At 65.7% G+C, this 18,006-nt stretch carries 17 protein-coding genes; 11 read left to right on the plus strand and 6 right to left on the minus strand.

Translation table 11 applies throughout. From position 1 onward, the window contains the following. Positions 1 to 105 precede the first annotated feature (105 nt). Positions 106 to 1,140 carry a UDP-glucuronic acid decarboxylase family protein gene (locus RE429_RS03950; RefSeq protein ID WP_414473076.1) on the plus strand — a complete coding sequence of 345 codons (1,035 nt, stop codon included), beginning with the start codon at positions 106 to 108 and terminating at the stop codon, positions 1,138 to 1,140. A 71-nt stretch (positions 1,141 to 1,211) separates the two neighbouring features. Here the strand turns inward: RE429_RS03950 and RE429_RS03955 are convergent, their stop codons facing one another. Further along, positions 1,212 to 2,393 carry a YihY/virulence factor BrkB family protein gene (locus RE429_RS03955; protein WP_414473077.1) on the minus strand — a complete coding sequence of 394 codons (1,182 nt, stop codon included), beginning with the start codon at positions 2,391 to 2,393 and terminating at the stop codon, positions 1,212 to 1,214. 293 nt (positions 2,394 to 2,686) lie between these two features. Here RE429_RS03955 and RE429_RS03960 point away from each other — a divergent pair, with 293 nt between their 5' ends. From RE429_RS03960 to RE429_RS03985, 6 genes are all read left to right on the plus strand, one after another. Continuing rightward, a complete protein-coding gene (locus RE429_RS03960) occupies positions 2,687 to 3,766 on the plus strand; it encodes an ABC transporter ATP-binding protein (protein ID WP_414473078.1) in 1,080 nt (359 codons plus the stop codon). A 63-nt stretch (positions 3,767 to 3,829) separates the two neighbouring features. Next, a complete protein-coding gene (locus tag RE429_RS03965) occupies positions 3,830 to 4,969 on the plus strand; it encodes an extracellular solute-binding protein (protein WP_414473079.1) in 1,140 nt (379 codons plus the stop codon). A gap of 106 nt (positions 4,970 to 5,075) precedes the next feature. Continuing rightward, a complete protein-coding gene (locus RE429_RS03970) occupies positions 5,076 to 5,900 on the plus strand; it encodes an ABC transporter permease (protein ID WP_414474112.1) in 825 nt (274 codons plus the stop codon). Continuing rightward, on the plus strand, positions 5,897 to 6,709 hold the full coding sequence (locus RE429_RS03975) for an ABC transporter permease (protein WP_414473080.1): 813 nt from the start codon (positions 5,897 to 5,899) through the stop codon (positions 6,707 to 6,709). Before RE429_RS03970 ends, RE429_RS03975 begins: the two co-directional genes overlap by 4 nt. A gap of 16 nt (positions 6,710 to 6,725) precedes the next feature. After that, complete coding sequence (locus tag RE429_RS03980) at positions 6,726 to 7,760, plus strand: LacI family DNA-binding transcriptional regulator (RefSeq protein ID WP_414473081.1); 1,035 nt, start codon at positions 6,726 to 6,728, stop codon at positions 7,758 to 7,760. Positions 7,761 to 7,797: 37 nt separating this feature from the next. Then, positions 7,798 to 8,322 (plus strand): 2'-5' RNA ligase family protein, encoded by a 525-nt coding sequence (locus RE429_RS03985; RefSeq protein ID WP_414473082.1) that lies wholly within the window; start codon positions 7,798 to 7,800, stop codon positions 8,320 to 8,322. 32 nt (positions 8,323 to 8,354) lie between these two features. On the opposite strand, the gene RE429_RS03990 is transcribed toward RE429_RS03985, so the two are convergent. Then, on the minus strand, positions 8,355 to 8,840 hold the full coding sequence (locus RE429_RS03990; RefSeq protein WP_414473083.1) for a PaaI family thioesterase: 486 nt from the start codon (positions 8,838 to 8,840) through the stop codon (positions 8,355 to 8,357). A 28-nt stretch (positions 8,841 to 8,868) separates the two neighbouring features. Further along, positions 8,869 to 9,708 carry a MaoC family dehydratase N-terminal domain-containing protein gene (locus RE429_RS03995; RefSeq protein WP_414473084.1) on the minus strand — a complete coding sequence of 280 codons (840 nt, stop codon included), beginning with the start codon at positions 9,706 to 9,708 and terminating at the stop codon, positions 8,869 to 8,871. 89 nt (positions 9,709 to 9,797) lie between these two features. On the opposite strand from RE429_RS03995, the gene RE429_RS04000 reads away from it, so the two are divergent. The 4 genes from RE429_RS04000 to RE429_RS04015 all read left to right on the plus strand — a co-directional run bounded on the left by RE429_RS04000 (position 9,798) and on the right by RE429_RS04015 (position 12,939). After that, positions 9,798 to 10,019, plus strand: coding sequence for a biotin/lipoyl-binding carrier protein (locus RE429_RS04000; protein ID WP_414473085.1), 222 nt, complete (start codon positions 9,798 to 9,800; stop codon positions 10,017 to 10,019). Positions 10,020 to 10,027: 8 nt separating this feature from the next. Next, positions 10,028 to 11,389, plus strand: coding sequence for an acetyl/propionyl/methylcrotonyl-CoA carboxylase subunit alpha (locus tag RE429_RS04005; protein WP_414473086.1), 1,362 nt, complete (start codon positions 10,028 to 10,030; stop codon positions 11,387 to 11,389). 20 nt (positions 11,390 to 11,409) lie between these two features. Further along, on the plus strand, positions 11,410 to 11,976 hold the full coding sequence (locus RE429_RS04010) for a biotin transporter BioY (RefSeq protein ID WP_414473087.1): 567 nt from the start codon (positions 11,410 to 11,412) through the stop codon (positions 11,974 to 11,976). Between the two features lie 96 nt (positions 11,977 to 12,072). Continuing rightward, entirely contained in the window at positions 12,073 to 12,939 is an 867-nt protein-coding gene (locus RE429_RS04015; protein ID WP_414473088.1) for a TrmB family transcriptional regulator, read from the plus strand. Between the two features lie 57 nt (positions 12,940 to 12,996). On the opposite strand, the gene RE429_RS04020 is transcribed toward RE429_RS04015, so the two are convergent. The 3 genes from RE429_RS04020 to RE429_RS04030 are packed head-to-tail and all read right to left on the minus strand — an operon-like array spanning position 12,997 to position 17,840. After that, positions 12,997 to 15,198, minus strand: a complete 2,202-nt coding sequence (locus tag RE429_RS04020) for an acetate--CoA ligase family protein (protein ID WP_414473089.1) — start codon at positions 15,196 to 15,198, stop codon at positions 12,997 to 12,999. 10 nt (positions 15,199 to 15,208) lie between these two features. Next, positions 15,209 to 16,744 carry an acyl-CoA carboxylase subunit beta gene (locus RE429_RS04025; protein ID WP_414473090.1) on the minus strand — a complete coding sequence of 512 codons (1,536 nt, stop codon included), beginning with the start codon at positions 16,742 to 16,744 and terminating at the stop codon, positions 15,209 to 15,211. Between the two features lie 25 nt (positions 16,745 to 16,769). Continuing rightward, positions 16,770 to 17,840 (minus strand): mandelate racemase/muconate lactonizing enzyme family protein, encoded by a 1,071-nt coding sequence (locus RE429_RS04030; protein ID WP_414473091.1) that lies wholly within the window; start codon positions 17,838 to 17,840, stop codon positions 16,770 to 16,772. Between the last annotated feature and the right edge of the window lie 166 nt (positions 17,841 to 18,006).

Raw genomic sequence — 18,006 nt, forward strand, 5'->3', positions numbered from 1 at the left:
TCGATTCTGAATCAGGCATTGAACCGATGCCGAGCGTTGACGTTGGACCGATGCGGGTTTGTACCTCGGGGCCGTTATCGGCGGTCCGATACGGAGATGGTCTTCATGATGAATGGCAAGAGCAAACTCGTCCTTGTCGCAGGTGGGGCCGGCTTCCTCGGATCGCATCTGTGTGACGCCCTGCTGAGCGAAGGCGCGCATGTGGTGGCTGTCGACAACCTCCAGACCGGTCGGCGGCAGAACCTTAGGCATTTGGAGCGCGAGCCGCGGTTCGAACTTGTCGACAAAGACATCATCAAGCCGCTTCCGGCGCGCCTGCGTTCGAAGAAGATGAAGTTCGACGAGGTGTTCAATCTCGCATGCGCCGCATCTCCGCCTCACTATCAGGCCGATCCGGAGCACACCATGCTCACCAGCGTGGTCGGCACCCACAACCTCCTGACATTCGCCGAGACGATCGGGGCACGCTTCTTCCTGGCCTCCACCAGCGAGATCTATGGCGACCCTGAGGTGCACCCGCAGACGGAGAGCTATTGGGGAAACGTGAATCCCACCGGGCCCCGCGCCTGCTACGACGAGGGCAAACGCGCAGCCGAGACGCTGACCTTCGATTTCGAACGCTCGAGCCGGGCGGATGTGCGTGTCGCACGCATCTTCAACACCTACGGACCCCGCATGCGCGCCGATGACGGGCGTGTGGTCTCCAACGTCATCTGCCAGGCGCTGTCCGGCGACGATATCACCGTTTACGGAGACGGGAGCCAGACGCGTTCCTTCTGCTACGTGTCCGATCTCGTCGACGGCTTCATGCGCCTGATGGCCTATGAGGGTCCTTTCCCCGGCGCCGTCAACCTCGGCAACCCGAACGAGCTCACCGTCGGCAATCTGGCCGAGAGGGTTCTGGCGATGACCGGGTCCTCTTCGCGGGTCGTTTCGCGCCCGCTCCCGGTGGACGATCCGCGCCGCCGCCGTCCCGACATCGCGCTTGCGAAGCAGCTTCTCGGATGGTCGCCGAAGACGTCGCTCGATGCGGGCCTGAGAGAGACCATCGCGTGGTTCGCCGACGAGCGCTCAGGTGCCGGCAAGGCCGCCCGCGCGCCGACCATGCTCCAGGGAGCCGTCGCGGCAAGGCAGGCCTGAGGCCATTCGGAGTTCTTCGGAAAGGAAAGGCGCCGGACTATTCCGGCGCCTTTCCATTGTCGGCAGATCCTTCAGGCCTTCGCGACGCCGACCGTATCGGCCATCGTGGCGCCGCGCATGCCCATGGGCTGCCGGACGCCTTCCGTGGTGTCCTGGACCGTCTGATGCTCCATCTCCGCATTGATCTCCGCGCCCAGGAGAACGATGATGCTGGAGAGCCAGATCCAGGTCATGAAGCCGATGACGGCGCCCAGCGATCCGTAGGTTTCGTTGTAGCTGCCGAAGTTCGAGACGTACCACGAGAAGAGCATCGACACGCCGATCCACAGGATGGAGGCGATCACGCCACCCGGCGTGATCCATCGCCATGCGGCCTTGTCCCTGCTCGGGCCGAAGCGATAGATCAGCGACAGGGCGAAGGTGATGCCGACGAGAAGGATGGGCCAGCGGAGAAGCGACAGCAGCCATTCCGTGCCCTGTCCGAGACCGATGAACTGAAGGACGATCGGCAGAACGACGATGCCGCCGAGAGCCACCAGAATGAACAGGATGGCGCATAGGGTGAAAGTCAATGAGGTGAGGTTCAGCCAGATGAAGCTGCGCTTTTCCTCCTCGTCATTCACGATGTTGAGGGCGTCGAACACCGCCTTCATGCCTGCATTGGCGCTCCAGAGCGAGATGGCGAGGCCGAAGATGAAGCCGAAGCCGAGCGCGCCGCCTCCCTTGGAGGCAATCCGCTTCACCTGATCGCCGATCACTTCCAACGCGCCGCTCGGAAGGACACCCGACATCGCGGTGAGGTGATCCTGGATCGTGCCGGGATCCGCAAAGAGGCCGTAAATGGACACCAGGGCCGCGATGGCTGGAAAGACGGCGAGCAGGGCATAATAGGTGACGCCCGCGGCCACGGAGGTGACCCGGTCCTTGCCGAATTCCTCGTAAGTTCGCCAGAGAATGTCCTTCCAGCCTTTTGCCGGGATCTCGGTGGGCTTATCGGCCTTGCGCCCGCGACCGGCCTCGGCGGCCGCTTCATGAGGATCGGCATGCTGCTTCTCGGAGAAGCCGGTATCCTTTTGCGACGGAGCGTGGCCCTGCCTCCGTGCGACCGGGCGCGCCGAGCCGGGCGCGGGATGGCGCTCACCTCCGGCGACGAGCCGCACGAGCGCCCAGCCGACCACCACGGCGGCCATTGTCGCGATTGCCGAGGGTGGCTGGGCCGAGCCCACGTGCCGGACTGCCGGATTGTTTGCCATTGACCGATCGAACCTCCTTGCCATGACCTAAGCCGAAAGACCCGGCTCATGCTTAAACCTCGTTGCGAAGTCGGCGGTTCCACGAAGCTCGCCGGAGACGCGCGCACGCACGTGGCGCAAGAGTCCCGCAACAGAGTCCCGCGACGCCGGCCCGATGGCGGCAAAGCTCCTCCGTCACAAAACTGTATCAGACATTAGTCTAAACCCACTTGAGTACTTCGACACAAATCGAGCATAGTTTTGCACGGCTGTGCAAAAATGCCCGAAGAGGCCTCAGCCGGGGAGAGGAAACAATGAACGCCTTCCTTGAAGTCGTCGATGCCCGTGTTCTCTATGGGCAGAACGAGGTGCTGAAGGGCGTGAGCCTGGCGGTCGGGAAAGGGGAGTTCGTCGCTCTTCTCGGCTCCTCGGGGTGCGGAAAGACGACTCTTCTGCGCAGCATTGCAGGATTCAACGCTCCCGCCTCGGGTGCGATCCGCGTCGATGAGCGGGATGTGACCCGGCTGCCTCCCGACAAGCGCGGCATGGCCCTGGTGTTTCAATCCTATGCCCTCTGGCCGCATATGACGGTCGACCAGAATATCGGCTATGGGCTGAAGCTCAGGAGAATGCCGAAGGCGACGATCGAAGCGCGCGTTGCCGAAATCAAGAAGCTGCTGGGCCTCGATGGTCTCGGCGCCCGCAAGCCGGCCGCCCTTTCCGGCGGGCAGCGCCAGCGCGTTGCGCTCGGACGGGCTCTGGCGATCCAGCCCGACATCCTCCTTCTCGACGAGCCTTTGTCCAACCTCGATGCGCGGATACGCCTGACGGTCCGTCACGAGATCACCGCACTCCAGCGGCGCCTCGGCATCACGGCCGTGCACGTCACGCATGACCGCGAGGAAGCCATGGTGATGGCGGATCGGATCGTGATCCTCAACAACGGCGAGATCGCGCAGGTCGGGACGCCGGAGGATGTGTACAACCGTCCCGCTTCCGACTTCGTCGCGGCTTTCATGGGGGCGGAAAACCTCATCGAGCTTTCGGCCGAGACGGCCGGCGACCGGATGACGATTGCTGCCGGGCCGTTCAACGCGCCGGCCGTCATACCCGCCCGGGGGCGGACATTGGCCGGCCGCCTGAACGCGCGCTTTCGAGGAGAGTCGGTGGAACTCACCGAGGCCGGCGACACGATCCCGTCCGGTGCGGACGGGACGTCCTTGAAGCTGGCCGGCATCGTCGAGCAGACGAGCTATCCGGGTGGCCTCTGGCGTCATGTGATCGCCGTCGGCTCCGCCCATGTCATCGTCGATGCTCCGCGCAGTTTCGAAATCGGCAAGCGCGTCTCGATCCGCATTCCGGAAGAAGCGCTCTTCCTGTTCCCAAAACAATAGACCGGCGGATTTCAACCGCCGGCAAAGGCACAGGGCACCCGTGGGTGTCACAGGAGAAGGACCATGAAAGCTAAATTGATTGCCTCCACGCTCGTGGCAGGCATGTTCTGCACGCCGCTCTCCGCGGCCGAACTGACCGTCCTCACTGCCGGCGACCAGAATATGGTCGATTACGTGAACGAGTATCTGGGACCCTTGTTCGAGAAGGAGAACCCAGGCACGAAGGTTCGCGTCGTCGGGACCGGTCCGGGCGATGCGGGCTCCCAGAAGATCCTCGAGCGCTTCGAGGCGCAGAGCAAGGCGGGCGTTCAGAAATGGGACGCCGATGTCGCCGTCGTTCACGAGAAGTTCGTCGGCCCCATGGTCGAGCAGAAGTTCCTCGAAGCGTATCGCGGCAAGATCCCGACCGGCTCCCTGGTGACGCGCGAAAATGCCAAGATGGCTCTCGGCGCGAACGTGGACGGCTACGTGATGCCCATGTTCAACAGCCAGACGGCCCTGGCCTACAATCCGGCCCTGGTTCCCAATCCGCCGAAGAGCTACGACGAGATCGTCGAGTTCGCGAAGAAGAACCCGAAGCAGTTCGGCTATAACGGCATCAAGGGCGGAGCGTCCGGCGTCAGCTTCGTCATGGGCTGGGTCTACGCCTATGGCGGCGGCGATGCGCAAAAGCTCATGAACGGCCCGTTCGATCCGAACGAGGCCAAGCACTGGGACAAGGCCTTCGCGTCCCTGAAGGACTTCACCCGCAACGCCACGCTCACGCCGGGCAATGCCGGCACGCTCGACATGCTCAGCCGCGGCGAGATCGCCATCGGGCCGGTCTGGGTCGACATGTTCTATTCCTGGAAGGCGAACGGCCAATTGCCCCCGGACATGAAGCTTATCCTGCCGTCCCCCGGCATGCCCGGCCAGCCGATGCACTACGTCGTTCCGGAAAAGAGCGCCAACAAGGACCTCGCCGAGAAGTTCGTCACGCTTGCGACCAGCCCGAAGGTGCAGGCGGAGGGGATCGTGAAGCGCTTCAACTGGTATCCCGGCATCGACGCGCAGCACGTTCAGGCGAACCTGGACAAGGCGACCTGGGAGAAGCTCTTCACGGACATCTCGCCCGAGGACCTCGCCAAGAACGGCAAGCCGTTCCCGATTGCTCCGTACAACAGCGCGATCCTGGAAGCCTATGAACGCCAAGTTGGAAACTGACGTCAGCGACGGCTGGGGAAGCGAAAGGCTTCCCCAGCCCGACGCCGATCACGCATCCCGCAACATGCAGCCCGGTCATTCGAGCGCGGAGCCCAGACGGCTTGCCATGCCCCCCCGCATGCTCGGGTTTCTGCTGGTCGCTCCGGCGCTGGCGATCGTCGTGTTCCTCTTCATCGTGCCTCTCGCCAGCTCGATCACGGGGGCGTTCGACGTCGGAGGCGCATTCAGTTTCGGCAATTTCACGAAGGCGTTCGCGCTCTACAGCGGCGACATGCTCTTCACGCTCGCCATCGTGACGCTGTCGTCGGCCCTGATCGGCCTCTTCTCCATCATGATCGGCGGCTATCTCACGCTCGGCTCGAACCCGCGGGCCGTCGCCGTCCTGAGATGGGTCTACCGTTGGCCGCTGTTCATTCCGTTCATCGTCGTCGGCCAGATCCTGCGCACGTTCCTGGCCAAGAACGGCCTGATGAACAACATCTTCATCGAGCTGGGCCTGATGACGCCCCTGTCGGCCATGTCATTTCTCGACTGGCGAGGCATCGTCATCGCGTTCGTCTGGAAACAGACTCCTTTCGTCGCCCTGCTCCTCTCCGGAGCGATGGCCTCCATCGATCACAGCACCATCGAGGCGGCCCGCAACCTGGGGGCGAGGCGCCTGCGGATCCTGATCGAGATCGTCCTGCCCCAGGTTCGCACGACCCTTCTGGTCGGCCTCATCCTGAGCTTCGTGACGATGATGTCCGTGCTGTCGGTTCCGCTCATGATCAATGCGCAATCGCCCACGATGATCACGGCCAACATGGCGTTCCGCATCAACGCGTACAGGGATTACGGCGTCGCCAACGCTCTCGGGCTGATCTCGCTGCTGATGACGAGCGTCGTCGCCTGGATCTACCTGCGTCAGACCATGAGGGAGCATAGCCGATGAGCGCGCGCCTCGACTGGAAATGGATCCCCCGTGGGATCGGGCTCGGAATCCTGGCCTTCATCATCTTCGGTCCCCTGGTGAACCTGCTGCTCTGGACCGTGGCGGAGCGCTGGTATTTCCCGCATGTCCTGCCGTTGAAATACGGATTCACGTTCTGGGCGAATGTCTTCTCGCCGCGCGGGAACGCCATGTCCTCCTTGGGCACGAGCATCGTCATCGCCGCCCTGACGGTGATCGTGTCCCTGGGGCTTGCCATTCCGGCAGGCTACGCGCTCGCCCGGCTCCGTCTGCCGTTCCGCGGCCTCATCCTGCTGGCGCTGCTCATTCCTCAGGCTTTCCCGAACCTGCCGGTCTATGTGAACATCGCGCGCATCTTCTATCAATACGGCCTCAACGGAACGGTCCTCGGCGTGGTTCTCGTCCATGTGACGCACGGCCTCGTCTATGCGGTCTGGATTGCGACCGCGGCTTTCTCCGCCATCGACCGCGAACTGGAGGAGGCCGCGCGTTCCATGGGGGCAAGCGCGCTGCGCGGGTTCTGGGACGTTACGATGCCGATCGCGGCGCCGGGGCTTCTGGCGAGCGCCATCTTCGTGTTCCTGGAATCCCTCGACGAGTTCACGGGCACCTATTTCGTCGGCGCTCCCGATGTCTCGACCCTGCCTCTTCTGCTCTACACGGCGGGCTCGGGGGGCAATTATCAGATCGCCTCCATCACGGCGCTGATCCTGCTGATCCCTTCGATCGCCTTCATGTTCGTCGTCGAGCGCTTTCTCCGGTCCGACGTGCTCTCCAAGGTCGGGCATTGATCGAATGACGGGAGACATGGAGACGGAGATCGACGAAACCGGGCCGCACTTCGTCAGCGCCCATATGGTGGCCGAACGCGCCGGCGTCTCGCGCTCGGCCGTCTCGCGCGCCTTCACGCCGGGAGCGAGCATCGCCCCCGCGACGCGCAAGAAGGTGATGAAGGCCGCGGCGGAGCTGGGCTACCAGGTCAACGATCTGGCGCGCGGGCTTCTCGCCAATCGCAGCCGCCTCGTGGGGCTGGTCGCCTCGGATCTTGCAAGCCCCTTCCGGACGCTGCAGGTCGCGGCCTTGTCGCGGCGCCTCGTCGCACGGGGAAGCGTTCCCGTCCTCATTCCCACCGAGCCCGGAGAGGATCAGGTCGGCGCCGCCCATGCGACGCTTCTGCGGTACAGGGCCGAGGCGACGATCGTCCTGTCCGGCATGCCGTCCTCGTCCATCGTCGAACTGGCGCAGCGCAACGGGCAGCCGCTCATCGTCGTCGGGCGGACGGAGCACGGTCCGGACCACGTCCGGATCAACAATGCCCGGGCGGCGCAGATCGCCGTCGAGGTCTTCCTGGCGCGAGGGCTGACGAATCTCGGCCTCGTCACATCGATCGTCGGCAGCCCGAACCTGATCGAACGGGAGGAGGCCTTCGTCGCGGCGGCCAGGGAGCGGGGCCTCGAGGTCAAGGTTCAGCGGGCGGGCTACACCGATTACGAGGGCGGTCAGGCCGCCGCGTCCCTGCTCCTGGGAACGGGAGATCCGGTCGAGGCGGTTTTCTGCGTCAACGATCTCATGGCGCTCGGATTGATGGATTACGCCCGGGACGTGCTGAACCTCTCGATCCCCGAGAACCTCTCGGTCATCGGGTTCGACGGCATTCCGCAAACCCGCTGGAGCGCCTATCGTCTGACGACCTTTCATCAGGACGAGGAGGCGCTCGCCGCGGAAACCATCCGGGTTCTGGATCGGCGGCAGGCCGACCCGAAGGCGCCGCCCATCGTGTCGGTGCTCGATGTGCCTCTGATCTATCGTGGAAGCGTCCGGCCGTTGAAGGACGGCACGTGAGAGGCGGCCCTCCGGCCGCCCCGTTCGAGGGAACGACATGAAGGCCGAGTACCATTCCATCTGGCTGATGCCCTGCGCCGCGCAGGAGAAGTTGTTTTCGGACATCGTCCGGGATCTCGCCGGACGCTTCGCAAGCCCGGTCTTCCAGCCGCATCTGACCCTCGTGGAGGATATGCCGAGAACCTGTGAGGAACTGCAGCCGCTTCTCGCGCAGGTCGCCGAGGATGCGAGCGCGTTCGACGCGCCCGTCGAGACGGTCGAGGAAAGCGGCCTGTACTATCGCTCGTTCTATGCGCGCTTTCCGGTCGTGCAGCCTCTGCGCGCCATGAAGACAAAGGCCGTCGAGGTCTTCCGTGTTGGAAGCGTCGAGAGCTTCATGCCGCATATCTCACTGGCCTATGGGATCCAGGAAGGCCCTGAAAAGTCCCGAGCCATGGAAGCCCTGCGGGCGCGGATGGCGGGCATGAGCGTGCGCTTCGACCGCATCTGCATCGTTTCCTCGTCTCAGCAGACTCCGATCGAGGAATGGGCGATCAGATCGAGCGTCCCGCTGCCCGAATGACGATGATGCGGTCGTGAAGGTCCGCTCCTGCCTTACTCCGTCACGGGCAGGCGTCGGTCCGAAGAGGCGCCTGCAGGGGCGAGGATCTTCCACACGCCGTCGGCCGTGGCGACCACCCGTGATCCGACGACGAGCGTGCCCCGCATGAAGACCAGCGAGTGCGTGCGCCGGACCACCTGGCCCCGCGCTTCGACGAACTCTCCGATTTTGACCGTCTCCACGAAGTGAACGTCGAGCTGCACGGTTGCCTGCGGCTTGCCGCCGGTTTCGTGCCAGGCGCCCGTCCCGAGCGCCCGGTCCGCGAGCGTCATCAGGACGCCGCCCTGCACGACGCCGCGGCGGTTGTGATGCTTCGGCTCGGTCAGGAGCCCCAGGGCCGAAAGGTCGCCGTCCCGCCGCTGCCAGAACGGGCCGATCAAGCCGACGAAGCCCTCGTCCGAGCGGCGTTCCCATCCCTCGCTGGCCGGGTCGAAACCGGTCGGCGCCGCCCATACGAGGTCAGGGGATATCTCCGTCATCGCGTCGAACTCCGGTTCGCTTCGAAGTTCACGTCAGTGTCGCGGTCAGGGACAGCGCGCCGTCCTGGTCCCGCGCCCAGAGGGAATGGGAGCCGTCGTCCTTCTCGGTGCCTTCGAGAAAGAAAGGCCGTCCCGAGAAGAGCGGCTTCACGGCCCGGAAGCTGAAGCCGCGGATCGGGCGGTTGGGGAAGCGCGCGCGGAACTGGTCGAGCAGCAGGGTCGCGGTCAACTGTCCCTGGACGACGATGCCGGGATAGCCTTCCTGGCCCGTGGCGTAGGGCGCGTCGTAATGGATGCGGTGGCCGTTGAAGGTGACGGCCGAATAGCGGAACAGCAGGACGGGATCGGGATCGATCCGATGCGTCCAGGCCGGGTCGGCCGGGGCCGCCTTGTCCGGTGGAGCAGCCTCGCCGGCCTTGGGATGATCGCGATAGACCAGGGTCTGGATCTCCGACAGCACCTCCCTGTCGTCCACATGGTAGCGGTTGTCGACATTGACGAAGACGAGCGAGCCCGTTTTGCCGTCCTTCTCGGAGATGTCGGCGATGCGGGTCGTCTTCGTCACGACGTCACCGATCCGGATGTCTCCCGAAAAGACGATGTCGCTTGCCGCCCACATCCGCCTCGGCTGGACGATGGGAGGCAGGAGGCCCTTCCGTTCCGGATGCCCGTCGGGCCCGATCCGTGCCTGGGCGACGGTGGGGCCGAAATAGGTCCAGTGGGCCGCAGGCGGGATCGGGTCGCCGGGGCCGGGAGCCTCGGCTTTGCCCAGAAGGGCGCACAATCCCAGGATCGGCCAGCGTTCCGCTACCTGCGCGGCCGTCTCGGTCCGGCCGATCCACTCCCTGAAAATTCCCGTCTCGCTCATGATCCAATTCCGTAGTAGCTCTTGCAACTACTATTGGACGCGTTTAAGCTCCCGGTCAATCGGCAATGAGTCAGCGGAGGACGCACAGGATGAGCCATATCGACATCAAGACGGAGATCACCGGCAATATCTGGAAGATCGTGGCGCAGGTCGGGGACCGGCTGAGCGAGAGCGATCCCATCATCATCATGGAATCCATGAAGATGGAGATCCCGATCATGGCCTCCGAGGACGGACGCCTCTCCGAGATCCTCGTGGCCGAGGGGGACATCGTCGCCGAAGGGTCCGTGGTCGCGCGGATCGAGGTGTGAGGCGCGCCATGCACAAGGTTCTTGTCGCCAATCGTGGCGAGATCGCCCTGCGGGTCTTTCGCGCATGCCGGTCGCTCGGGCTTTCGACGGTCGCAGTCCATTCCGAGGCGGATGCCCGCTCGATGCACGTGGAGGCCGCGGACGAGGCCTGGCTTCTGGGTCCGGCCCCCGCGCGCGACAGCTATCTCAAGGTCGATGCCGTCCTCGACGCCGCCGCGCGGACAGGCGCAGACGCCGTCCATCCCGGCTACGGCTTTCTGTCGGAAAACGCGGATTTCGCCGAGCGGGTCGTCGCGGCGGGACTGACCTGGATCGGCCCCGCGCCCGACGTCATCCGCAGCATGGGCGACAAGCAGCGCGCGCGGGAGATCGCGGACGCCGCCGGAGTTCCGATCGTGCCGGGATCGCGACGGTTCCGGCCGAACGAGCTCGACGGGCTGGAGGAGGCGGCGGAAGGCGTCGGCTATCCGCTTCTGGTCAAGGCGGCGGCCGGCGGCGGCGGCATCGGCATGCGGCGCGTCGACGGCGCGGGAGCTCTTGCCGAAACCGTGAAGGCCACCCAGTCGATGGCGGCGAATGCCTTCGGCGACGGATCGGTGTTCCTGGAACGCTTCGTTCCGAAAGCGCGCCATGTGGAGATTCAGGTGTTCGGCTTCGGCGACGGCACGGCGGTCCATCTCTTCGAGCGCGATTGTTCGCTGCAGCGGCGGTTCCAGAAGGTGATCGAGGAGAGCCCGGCGCCGGGTCTGCCCGACGCGGTGCGCCGCGAGATGGCCGAGGCCGCCCTGCGCCTCGTCCGGGCCGTCCGCTACGGCGGGGCCGGAACCGTGGAGTTCATCGTCGACGCGGACACGTTCGCGTTCTACTTCCTGGAAATGAACACGCGCATCCAGGTCGAGCATCCCGTCACCGAGATGGTCACCGGCCGCGACCTCGTCGCCATGCAGCTCGACTTCGCGCGCGGGGCCCTCAGGGGACTCGACCAGGGCGAGATCGCCTGCCGCGGGCATGTGATCGAAGGCCGCCTCTATGCGGAGAACCCGGCGAAGATGTTCATGCCGTCCCCCGGCACTCTGGCGGAATTCGCAGGGCCCTCCGGGATGGCGCATGTCCGCGTCGATTCCGGCTACCGGAGCGGCGATACGGTCACGCCCTATTACGATCCCATGCTGGCCAAGGTCATCGCCTGGGGGGCGGACCGCGACGAGGCCCGCCGGCGCCTGATCGACGCTCTCCAGGCCTTCCGGATCGAGGGCGTGCGGACCAACCGCGACTTCCTGCTGGCCTGCCTCGGCGACGCCGAATTCGCCAGGGGCGACGTCCATACCGGCTTCATCGACGCGCGGCGTCCGCAACTGATCGCCGCCTGACTTCCGAAGGAGATAAAACCATGTCGTCCGCTTCTCTTCTGATCGACGCCGCCTGGGCTCCCGGCGCAAGCCGCCGGGCCCGCGCCGTGTGTCTCGCCGTGGCCGGAAGCCTGCTGATCGCGATCAGCGCCCAGATCAAGGTGCCCATGTGGCCCGTGCCGATGACGATGCAGACCTTCGCCGTGCTCCTCGTCGGCTTCCTGTACGGATCGAGGCTCGGGGCCGCCGCCGTGGCGCTCTACCTGGCCGAGGGCGCGTTGGGGCTGCCGGTCTTCACCGCAGGAGGAGGCGCGGCGCAGTTCGCAGGCCCCACCGGAGGTTATCTCGCGGGCTTCCTGGTCGCGGCCGCCCTGGCGGGACGGTTCGCCGAGGCCGGATGGAGCCGCTCGGTGCCGCTGACCTCGATCGGGATGCTCCTGGGCTCCGCCGTCATCACCGCCTTCGGCTTCGCCTGGCTGTCGGTGCTGTTCGGGCCGCAGAAGGCCTTCATGGCGGGCGTCGCGCCCTTCCTTGCAGGCGACGCCGTCAAGGCCGCCCTCGCGGCCTGCCTCCTTCCCATGGCCTGGAAGGGGCTTTCGAAGCTCTGACGATCACGGCGGAGGAGGGCCCGGACGGGTCCGCCTCCGCTCTTTGCCATGCGGGCGGCAGTCGGGTAAGGGTTTCCCGCAACGGAGGTTTCTCGAGTGGCAGGCAAACTTGCAGTGACCCATGGGGCGAGCGAGCTCGCGGGCGATCTGAAGCGTCTCGGCTTCACCGAATACGAGGCGCGGGTCTATATCCAGCTCCTGCGCCAGTCCCCCGCGACCGCCTATGAGATTTCGAAGAGCGCGGGCGTCCCGCGGCCCAATACCTATCAGGCGCTCGAAGCCCTGGCGCAGCGCTCGGCCGTGCTGCCGGTGAGCGAGACGCCGGTCCGCTACGTGGCCGCGAAGCCCAGCGAATTGTTCGACACCATCGCGCGCCAGACGCAGACCCTGTGCAACGACCTCGCCGACCGCCTCTCGGCCATCGCCCCGACCGTGGACGATCAATATGTCTGGACCCTGCGGGGCGAGCTTTCCGTTCACGACAAGATCGACAGCCTGATTTCGGAAAGCCGCGAGGTCATCTGGGTCAAGGCGGCCGACGACGTGCTGCGGCGGCACAAGACCGCCCTGAAGGCGGCCGCCGAGCGCGGGGTCGAGACGCTGATCGTCCTGTTTGGGTTCGATGCCGACGAGTTCCGCTTCACCGACAAGAGCCGCGTCTATATCCACGAGGGCAGCGGCGTGCGTATGGGCTCGGCCGACAACCTCTTCACGCTCGCCGTCGATCATGCCGAGATGCTGACCGCCGCCATGGACGGAGAGGTCATCGCCGCCTATTCGCGCAACCGGCCCATCGTGAATCTCGCCCAGTCGCTGATCCGCCACGACTATTACATGGCCGAGATCTTCGCCCGGTTCGGCCCCCAGATCGACGCGGAGTTCGGACCGCATCTGAAGGCCCTGCGCATGGCCTGCTTCTCGCCCGCGGAAATCGCATCGTTCAGGAAGAAGACCGGGCTCTGATCGCTGAGAAGCCCGGCCTTTCCCCGATACGGCCATGACGGAGGTGATGAGGCCGGGCTATTCCCCGGCTTTCGCCGCCAGGCGGCGCTCAAGATGGCCGACATTGGCGAGAGCAAGCGCCATCGGGGCGATCTCGTCGAAGACCGGCACGCCGATCTCCCGGGCCTTCTCCCGGTAATGGCGGCGGCGCTCGTCGAGTTCGGCGGAGCCGTCGGTCCGCAGGGCCAGGGCGAAATGGGCGATTCCCGGCCATGCCGTCTGGGCCTGCGCGACGACGAGGAAGAGGTTGTCGATCGGATCGACCGTGCCGCGCCCGACGAAGGCGGCGAGGTTGAGATGCATGGCGATCGCGTCGGGCCTGGCGTGTTCGTAGACGATGTCGAGAATTTCGCCCGCCACGAATCCGTCCCGCTCCTGGAGGGTCCTGACCGGCGTGTCGATGGGGTTGGCGACGCTTGTGCCGGGGGGCAGGCGCAGGTTCTCAAGCAGGCTTCGGGCGGTGCCGGAATAGGGCGAGACGTCGAGGCCGACGCTCGCGAAGGTGTCCGTGCCCAGAACGCTCGAGCCGCCGCCGTTTCCGAACAGGGTCACGGCCCTGGTGGGCTTCGACGGCCTGAGCTGCAGGTGCTGCAGCGCGAGCAGCGTGTCGATGAAGGCGTCGACGGTCGAAACCAGCACCACGGGCGTCTGCTTCGTCAACGCATCCCAGGCCTTGTCGTCGCCTGCGAGCGCGCCCGTATGCGAGGCGGCCGCGAGCCGCCCCTGGCTGGAGCGCCCGCCCTTCAGGATGACCACCGGCTTCGTCGCCAGAGGCGAGCGCAGAAGCTCGAAGAAGGCCCGGCCTTCCTTCACGTCCTCGATGTAGAGACCGATCGCCCGCGTCTGCCGATCGGCGAAGTAGTATTCGAGAAGCTCGTGCGGCGTCACGTCCGCGCTGTTGCCGATGGTGACGAGCCCGCTGAATCTCAGGCCGCGCCACTGACCGCGCTTGATGATGTCCGTGCTCAGGCCGCCGGATTGGGCGATGACGCCCACATGCCCGACCTCTTTCGGCGCGCCGGACGGAAAGGTCAGTCCACCGCGCGGCGAATAGGTGCCGAGGCAGTTCGGCCCGATCACGCGCACGCCCGCTCCCCGGGCCTTGCGCAAAAGCTCCTTTTCGAGCTCCCGGCCTTCCTCCACTTCGCCGAAGCCGGAGGAGATCACCTGCGCGATCCGGCAGCGGCCGTCGGCCTCCGCGAGCGCATCGGGGATGCGCTGCGCGCCGATCGCCACATAGGCGTAGTCGACGGGCTCGGGCGTGCTCGCGAGGGACGGATAGGCCCTGCAGCCTTCGATTTCGCTCGCCGAGGGGTGAATGGGATAGATCGCGCCCCCGTAGCCGAAATCCTTCAGCCGCCGGATGAAGGTGTTGGCGATGGCGACATCCTTCGTGGACGCGCCGAGCACGGCGACGGTCTTCGGTTCGAACAAGGGCTCGAACGCCTGCAGCGCCGGCAGGCGCGGCGCGGTCTCGTCCTGCGCGCCGTCGAACCCGTCCTCGGGCGTCAGGAGGAAGCGCGCATCAGCCGCCATGGCCCCGTGCGCGGAGACGATCACCGGGTTGAGGTCCGCCTCCGCGATCTCGTCGGCAAGCGACATCAGGAGGCCGTTCTCGCCGCCGATGCGCACCATCAGGTCCACCAGGGCGTCCTCGTCGACCCCGGCCTCTCCGCGCGCCCCTTTCAGGAGCTCATGCCCCTTCAGCTCCGCCAGCATGGCGCGGGCGTCCTGCGCGTCGATGGGGCAGATCCGGAACGAGACGTCCTTGAGGATCTCGACGAAGATGCCGCCGAGCCCCACCATGATCATCTGGCCGAATTGCGGATCGCGAAAGCCGCCGACCACGACCTCGCGCCCGGCGGGAATCATCTCCTCGATGAGCCAGCCTTCCACGTGAGCGGCGGCGATCTTCGGCTTGGCCTGCATGGCCTCGATCGCCGCGCCCACGGCCTGCGCATCCGCGAGGTGAAGGGCGACGCCGCCCGCATCCGACTTGTGCAGGATGTCGGGCGAGACGACCTTCGCCACGAAGGGCGGCGTCAGCTTCCCGGCGATCGCCTTCGCTTCGGCGACGGTGGCGGCGACCGCCGAGCGCGGGCTGCGGATTCCGAAGCGCGCGAGAAGCGCCTTGCCCGCGCTCTCGTCCAGGGCCGCGCGGCCTTCGGCGCGGGCCTTCGCGATGAGGGCTGCGGCGTTGTTGATCTCGTGAGTGTTCATGGTCTTCGCCTCAGTAGCTCGTGGGCCAGGTGCGCATCAGGTGTTGCCCGAGGCCTTTCGAGCGACGGCGCTGCTGGATGTCGAGCATCTGGATGAGATAGCGGCGCGTTTCCTGCGGCTTGATGACGTCGTGGGCGGAGAAGATCCGCGCCATGTCCCAGATCTCCAGATCCTTCTGGATCTCCGCGAGGGCGTCCTCGAAGCCGTCCTGTCCCGGCGAGAGGTTCTTCACGATATTGGTGGCGAAGACCGGGTCCATGAAGCTCACTTCGGCGTTGGGCCAGGCCACCATGGCGTCGTTCTGGGCTCCGCCGCCCATCGCCACATAGGCGCGCCCATAGGCCTTGCGGCAGATCACCGTGACGGACGGCACCGTCGTCAGGCTCGTGGCGTTCATGAAGTTCATGATGTGCCCCGGAGCGCCGCGGCGCTCCGCGTCGAGGCCCACGACGAATCCGGGCGTGTCCATGAAGCGGACGATGGGAATGTTGAAGCTGTCGCAGAGCACCGTGAGATCGATGATCTTGCGGCAGGCCTCCGCCGACAGCGCGCCGCCGCCCACCTGCGGGTTGTTGGCGATGACGCCCACGACCTTTCCGTTCAGGCGCGCGAGGCCCACGATCGCCGGTTTGCCGAAGCGCGGCTTGATCTCGAGGAAGCTGTCCCGATCGACGATGATCTTGACGATCTTCTTCATGTCGTAGACCTGGGTGCGCTTCTCGGGAAGGATGTCCAGGATCTTCTCCTGGTCTTCCCCCGAGCCTTCGGGAACGGGCGCGTCCGGCGCGAGCTCGCCGTTGTGGGAGGGCATGTAGGACAGGAAGTGCCGGATGGCCGCCATCGCCTCCTCGTCGGTGTCGACGAAGTGATCGATGAGGCCGGTCTGATCGGCATGGAGACGCCATCCGCCGAGCTCTTCCAGATCGACCTTCTCGCCGATGGCCATCGAAACGAGGCGCGGGCTCGACACCGACATGATCGAGCCCTTCTTCATCACGGCGTAGTCCGCGCAGCAGCACAGCCAGGCCGAGGAGCCGAAGGATGTGTCGAGCGCGGCCGCGACCCAGGGCGTGTCGCGCATGCGCCGGAACTGCGTGGGATCGTTGCCGAGCAGCGATCCCATGCCTTTCGAGCCCATGGCATCGGGAAGGCGCGCGCCGGTGGATTCGCCGATATGGAGGAAGGGCATTCCCTTCTCGGTGCACACCTTGCGGATATATCCCATCTTCTTGGAATTGGTCGCGCTGGTGGATGCGCCCTTCGTGGTGAAGTCGTTGACCACGACGCCGACGTCGCGTCCGTCGATCTTGCCGAAGCCGGTGATCTTGCCGTCGCGCGGCGTGGAGCGGATGTCGGACTCGAAGACCCCGGACGCGCCGAGCAGGCCGACTTCCATGAAGCTGCCCTTGTCCACGAGCGCGTTGAGCCGCTCCTGAGCATTGAGTTGTCCGCGCTCCCTGCGCTTGGCGAGCTTGTCCTCGCCGCCCATGCGCTGCGCCGCGTTTCTGCGACGGTCCAGTTCGGCCAGCATCGTTTCGTGCGCCATCGGCATTTCTCCCTTGATCGGTGCTTTAAAAATTGCGTTGTTGAACCGTGAAGCGCTCGACCGCTTCCCGGTCGAGCCGGGGCCAGTAGCCCTCGGGCAGGCGGATCGCGCCGTCGAAGAAGGGCAGCGGGTTTTCGAACAGCCGGTCGTGCGGCTTCAGAAAGCCGTTGAACTCGCCGGCATTGTCGATGGTGCGCGTGGCGATGCAGGCTTCGAGCCAGCCCTGCACCTCGCTGCCGAGGCCGTCTCCGAGAACGGATTTCATGCCGTGCGCCCGGACCGCATCGAGCCCTTCCCGCAGGCGGTCGAGGCCTCCGAAGCGCTTGAGCTTGAGCTTGCAGTAACCGACATTGCCGATGGTGGCCGCCCGCTCGATATCGGCGAGCGTGCAGATCGGCTCGTCGAGCATCAGGGGGACCGTGGATACCGCGGCAACCGCCGCATTGGCGTCCCAGTCGTCGGAATCGCAGGGCTGCTCGAAGAGCTCGACGCCCTCCGGCCGCAGGCGCGACGCGAAGGCAATGCCCTGATCGCGGGTGTAGGCGCGATTGGCGTCGAGGCGCAGGGTCGCCCGCCCGCCGGCCGCGTCCTGGATGGCGGCGACCCGGTGCAGATCGGCCTCCACGTCCTTGCCGACCTTGACCTTGAAGGTCGCAAATCCCTTCGCCAGCAGATCCTCCACTTCGGCCGCGACCTCGCCGGCGGTCTGGGCGTTCACGGGCACGAGAAGGGGCAGGACGGCGGTCTGGGTGACGCTCAGATTCTCGTTGCGCTCCATCACCTCGATGGCGCTCAGGAGCGCCGTGGTGGCCGCCTTGCTCTCCGCGAACCGGGCCAGGACGGCCTCCTTCGCGGTGCGGACGGGAAGGCCCAGGATGGCCTCGATCTGCTCACAGGCGAAGCGCCAGCCGCCCTCCCGCGTCTCGCTGCTCGAACCGGGCGAGATGTGGGCGTCGGCGAAGCCCGTGCGCCCGTCGCTGTCCTCGATCTCGACCAGATACGGCTCGAATTCCTCGAAGGTCCGGTAGGAGAGGCGATAGGGCGTGATCAGAGGCATCTTGAGGCGCCGGAGCGTGACACGGCTGACGGACGGCATGATTCGACCTCCCTTGGGGTTCGGAGAAACGGCGCTTTGGCGGGCGTCTGAAATTAGTTGTTGCTATTGCTACTACGCGATCCTATCATTTGCAATATGGGGCCGGCAAGGTTGGTTCTTCCGCCTTCCAAAGAGCCTGAGAACCGCCAAGGAACGACGCACGGAT

It is taken from the genome of Microvirga sp. M2 (assembly GCF_047497095.1).
Lineage (GTDB): Bacteria > Pseudomonadota > Alphaproteobacteria > Rhizobiales > Beijerinckiaceae > Microvirga.

Excerpts from the sequence above, each read along its gene's own strand:
- RE429_RS03955 (WP_414473077.1), bottom strand. The coding sequence starts at position 2,393 with ATGGCAAACAATCCGGCAGTCCGGCACGTGGGCTCGGCCCAGCCACCC.
- RE429_RS04010 (WP_414473087.1), top strand. The coding sequence starts at position 11,410 with ATGTCGTCCGCTTCTCTTCTGATCGACGCCGCCTGGGCTCCCGGCGCA.
- RE429_RS03980 (WP_414473081.1), top strand. The coding sequence starts at position 6,726 with ATGGAGACGGAGATCGACGAAACCGGGCCGCACTTCGTCAGCGCCCAT.
- RE429_RS03985 (WP_414473082.1), top strand. The coding sequence starts at position 7,798 with ATGAAGGCCGAGTACCATTCCATCTGGCTGATGCCCTGCGCCGCGCAG.
- RE429_RS03975 (WP_414473080.1), top strand. The coding sequence starts at position 5,897 with ATGAGCGCGCGCCTCGACTGGAAATGGATCCCCCGTGGGATCGGGCTC.
- RE429_RS03970 (WP_414474112.1), top strand. The coding sequence starts at position 5,076 with ATGCCCCCCCGCATGCTCGGGTTTCTGCTGGTCGCTCCGGCGCTGGCG.
- RE429_RS03950 (WP_414473076.1), top strand. The coding sequence starts at position 106 with ATGATGAATGGCAAGAGCAAACTCGTCCTTGTCGCAGGTGGGGCCGGC.
- RE429_RS04030 (WP_414473091.1), bottom strand. The coding sequence starts at position 17,840 with ATGCCGTCCGTCAGCCGTGTCACGCTCCGGCGCCTCAAGATGCCTCTG.
- RE429_RS04005 (WP_414473086.1), top strand. The coding sequence starts at position 10,028 with ATGCACAAGGTTCTTGTCGCCAATCGTGGCGAGATCGCCCTGCGGGTC.
- RE429_RS03960 (WP_414473078.1), top strand. The coding sequence starts at position 2,687 with ATGAACGCCTTCCTTGAAGTCGTCGATGCCCGTGTTCTCTATGGGCAG.
- RE429_RS04020 (WP_414473089.1), bottom strand. The coding sequence starts at position 15,198 with ATGAACACTCACGAGATCAACAACGCCGCAGCCCTCATCGCGAAGGCC.
- RE429_RS03995 (WP_414473084.1), bottom strand. The coding sequence starts at position 9,708 with ATGAGCGAGACGGGAATTTTCAGGGAGTGGATCGGCCGGACCGAGACG.
- RE429_RS04000 (WP_414473085.1), top strand. The coding sequence starts at position 9,798 with ATGAGCCATATCGACATCAAGACGGAGATCACCGGCAATATCTGGAAG.
- RE429_RS03965 (WP_414473079.1), top strand. The coding sequence starts at position 3,830 with ATGAAAGCTAAATTGATTGCCTCCACGCTCGTGGCAGGCATGTTCTGC.
- RE429_RS04025 (WP_414473090.1), bottom strand. The coding sequence starts at position 16,744 with ATGGCGCACGAAACGATGCTGGCCGAACTGGACCGTCGCAGAAACGCG.
- RE429_RS03990 (WP_414473083.1), bottom strand. The coding sequence starts at position 8,840 with ATGACGGAGATATCCCCTGACCTCGTATGGGCGGCGCCGACCGGTTTC.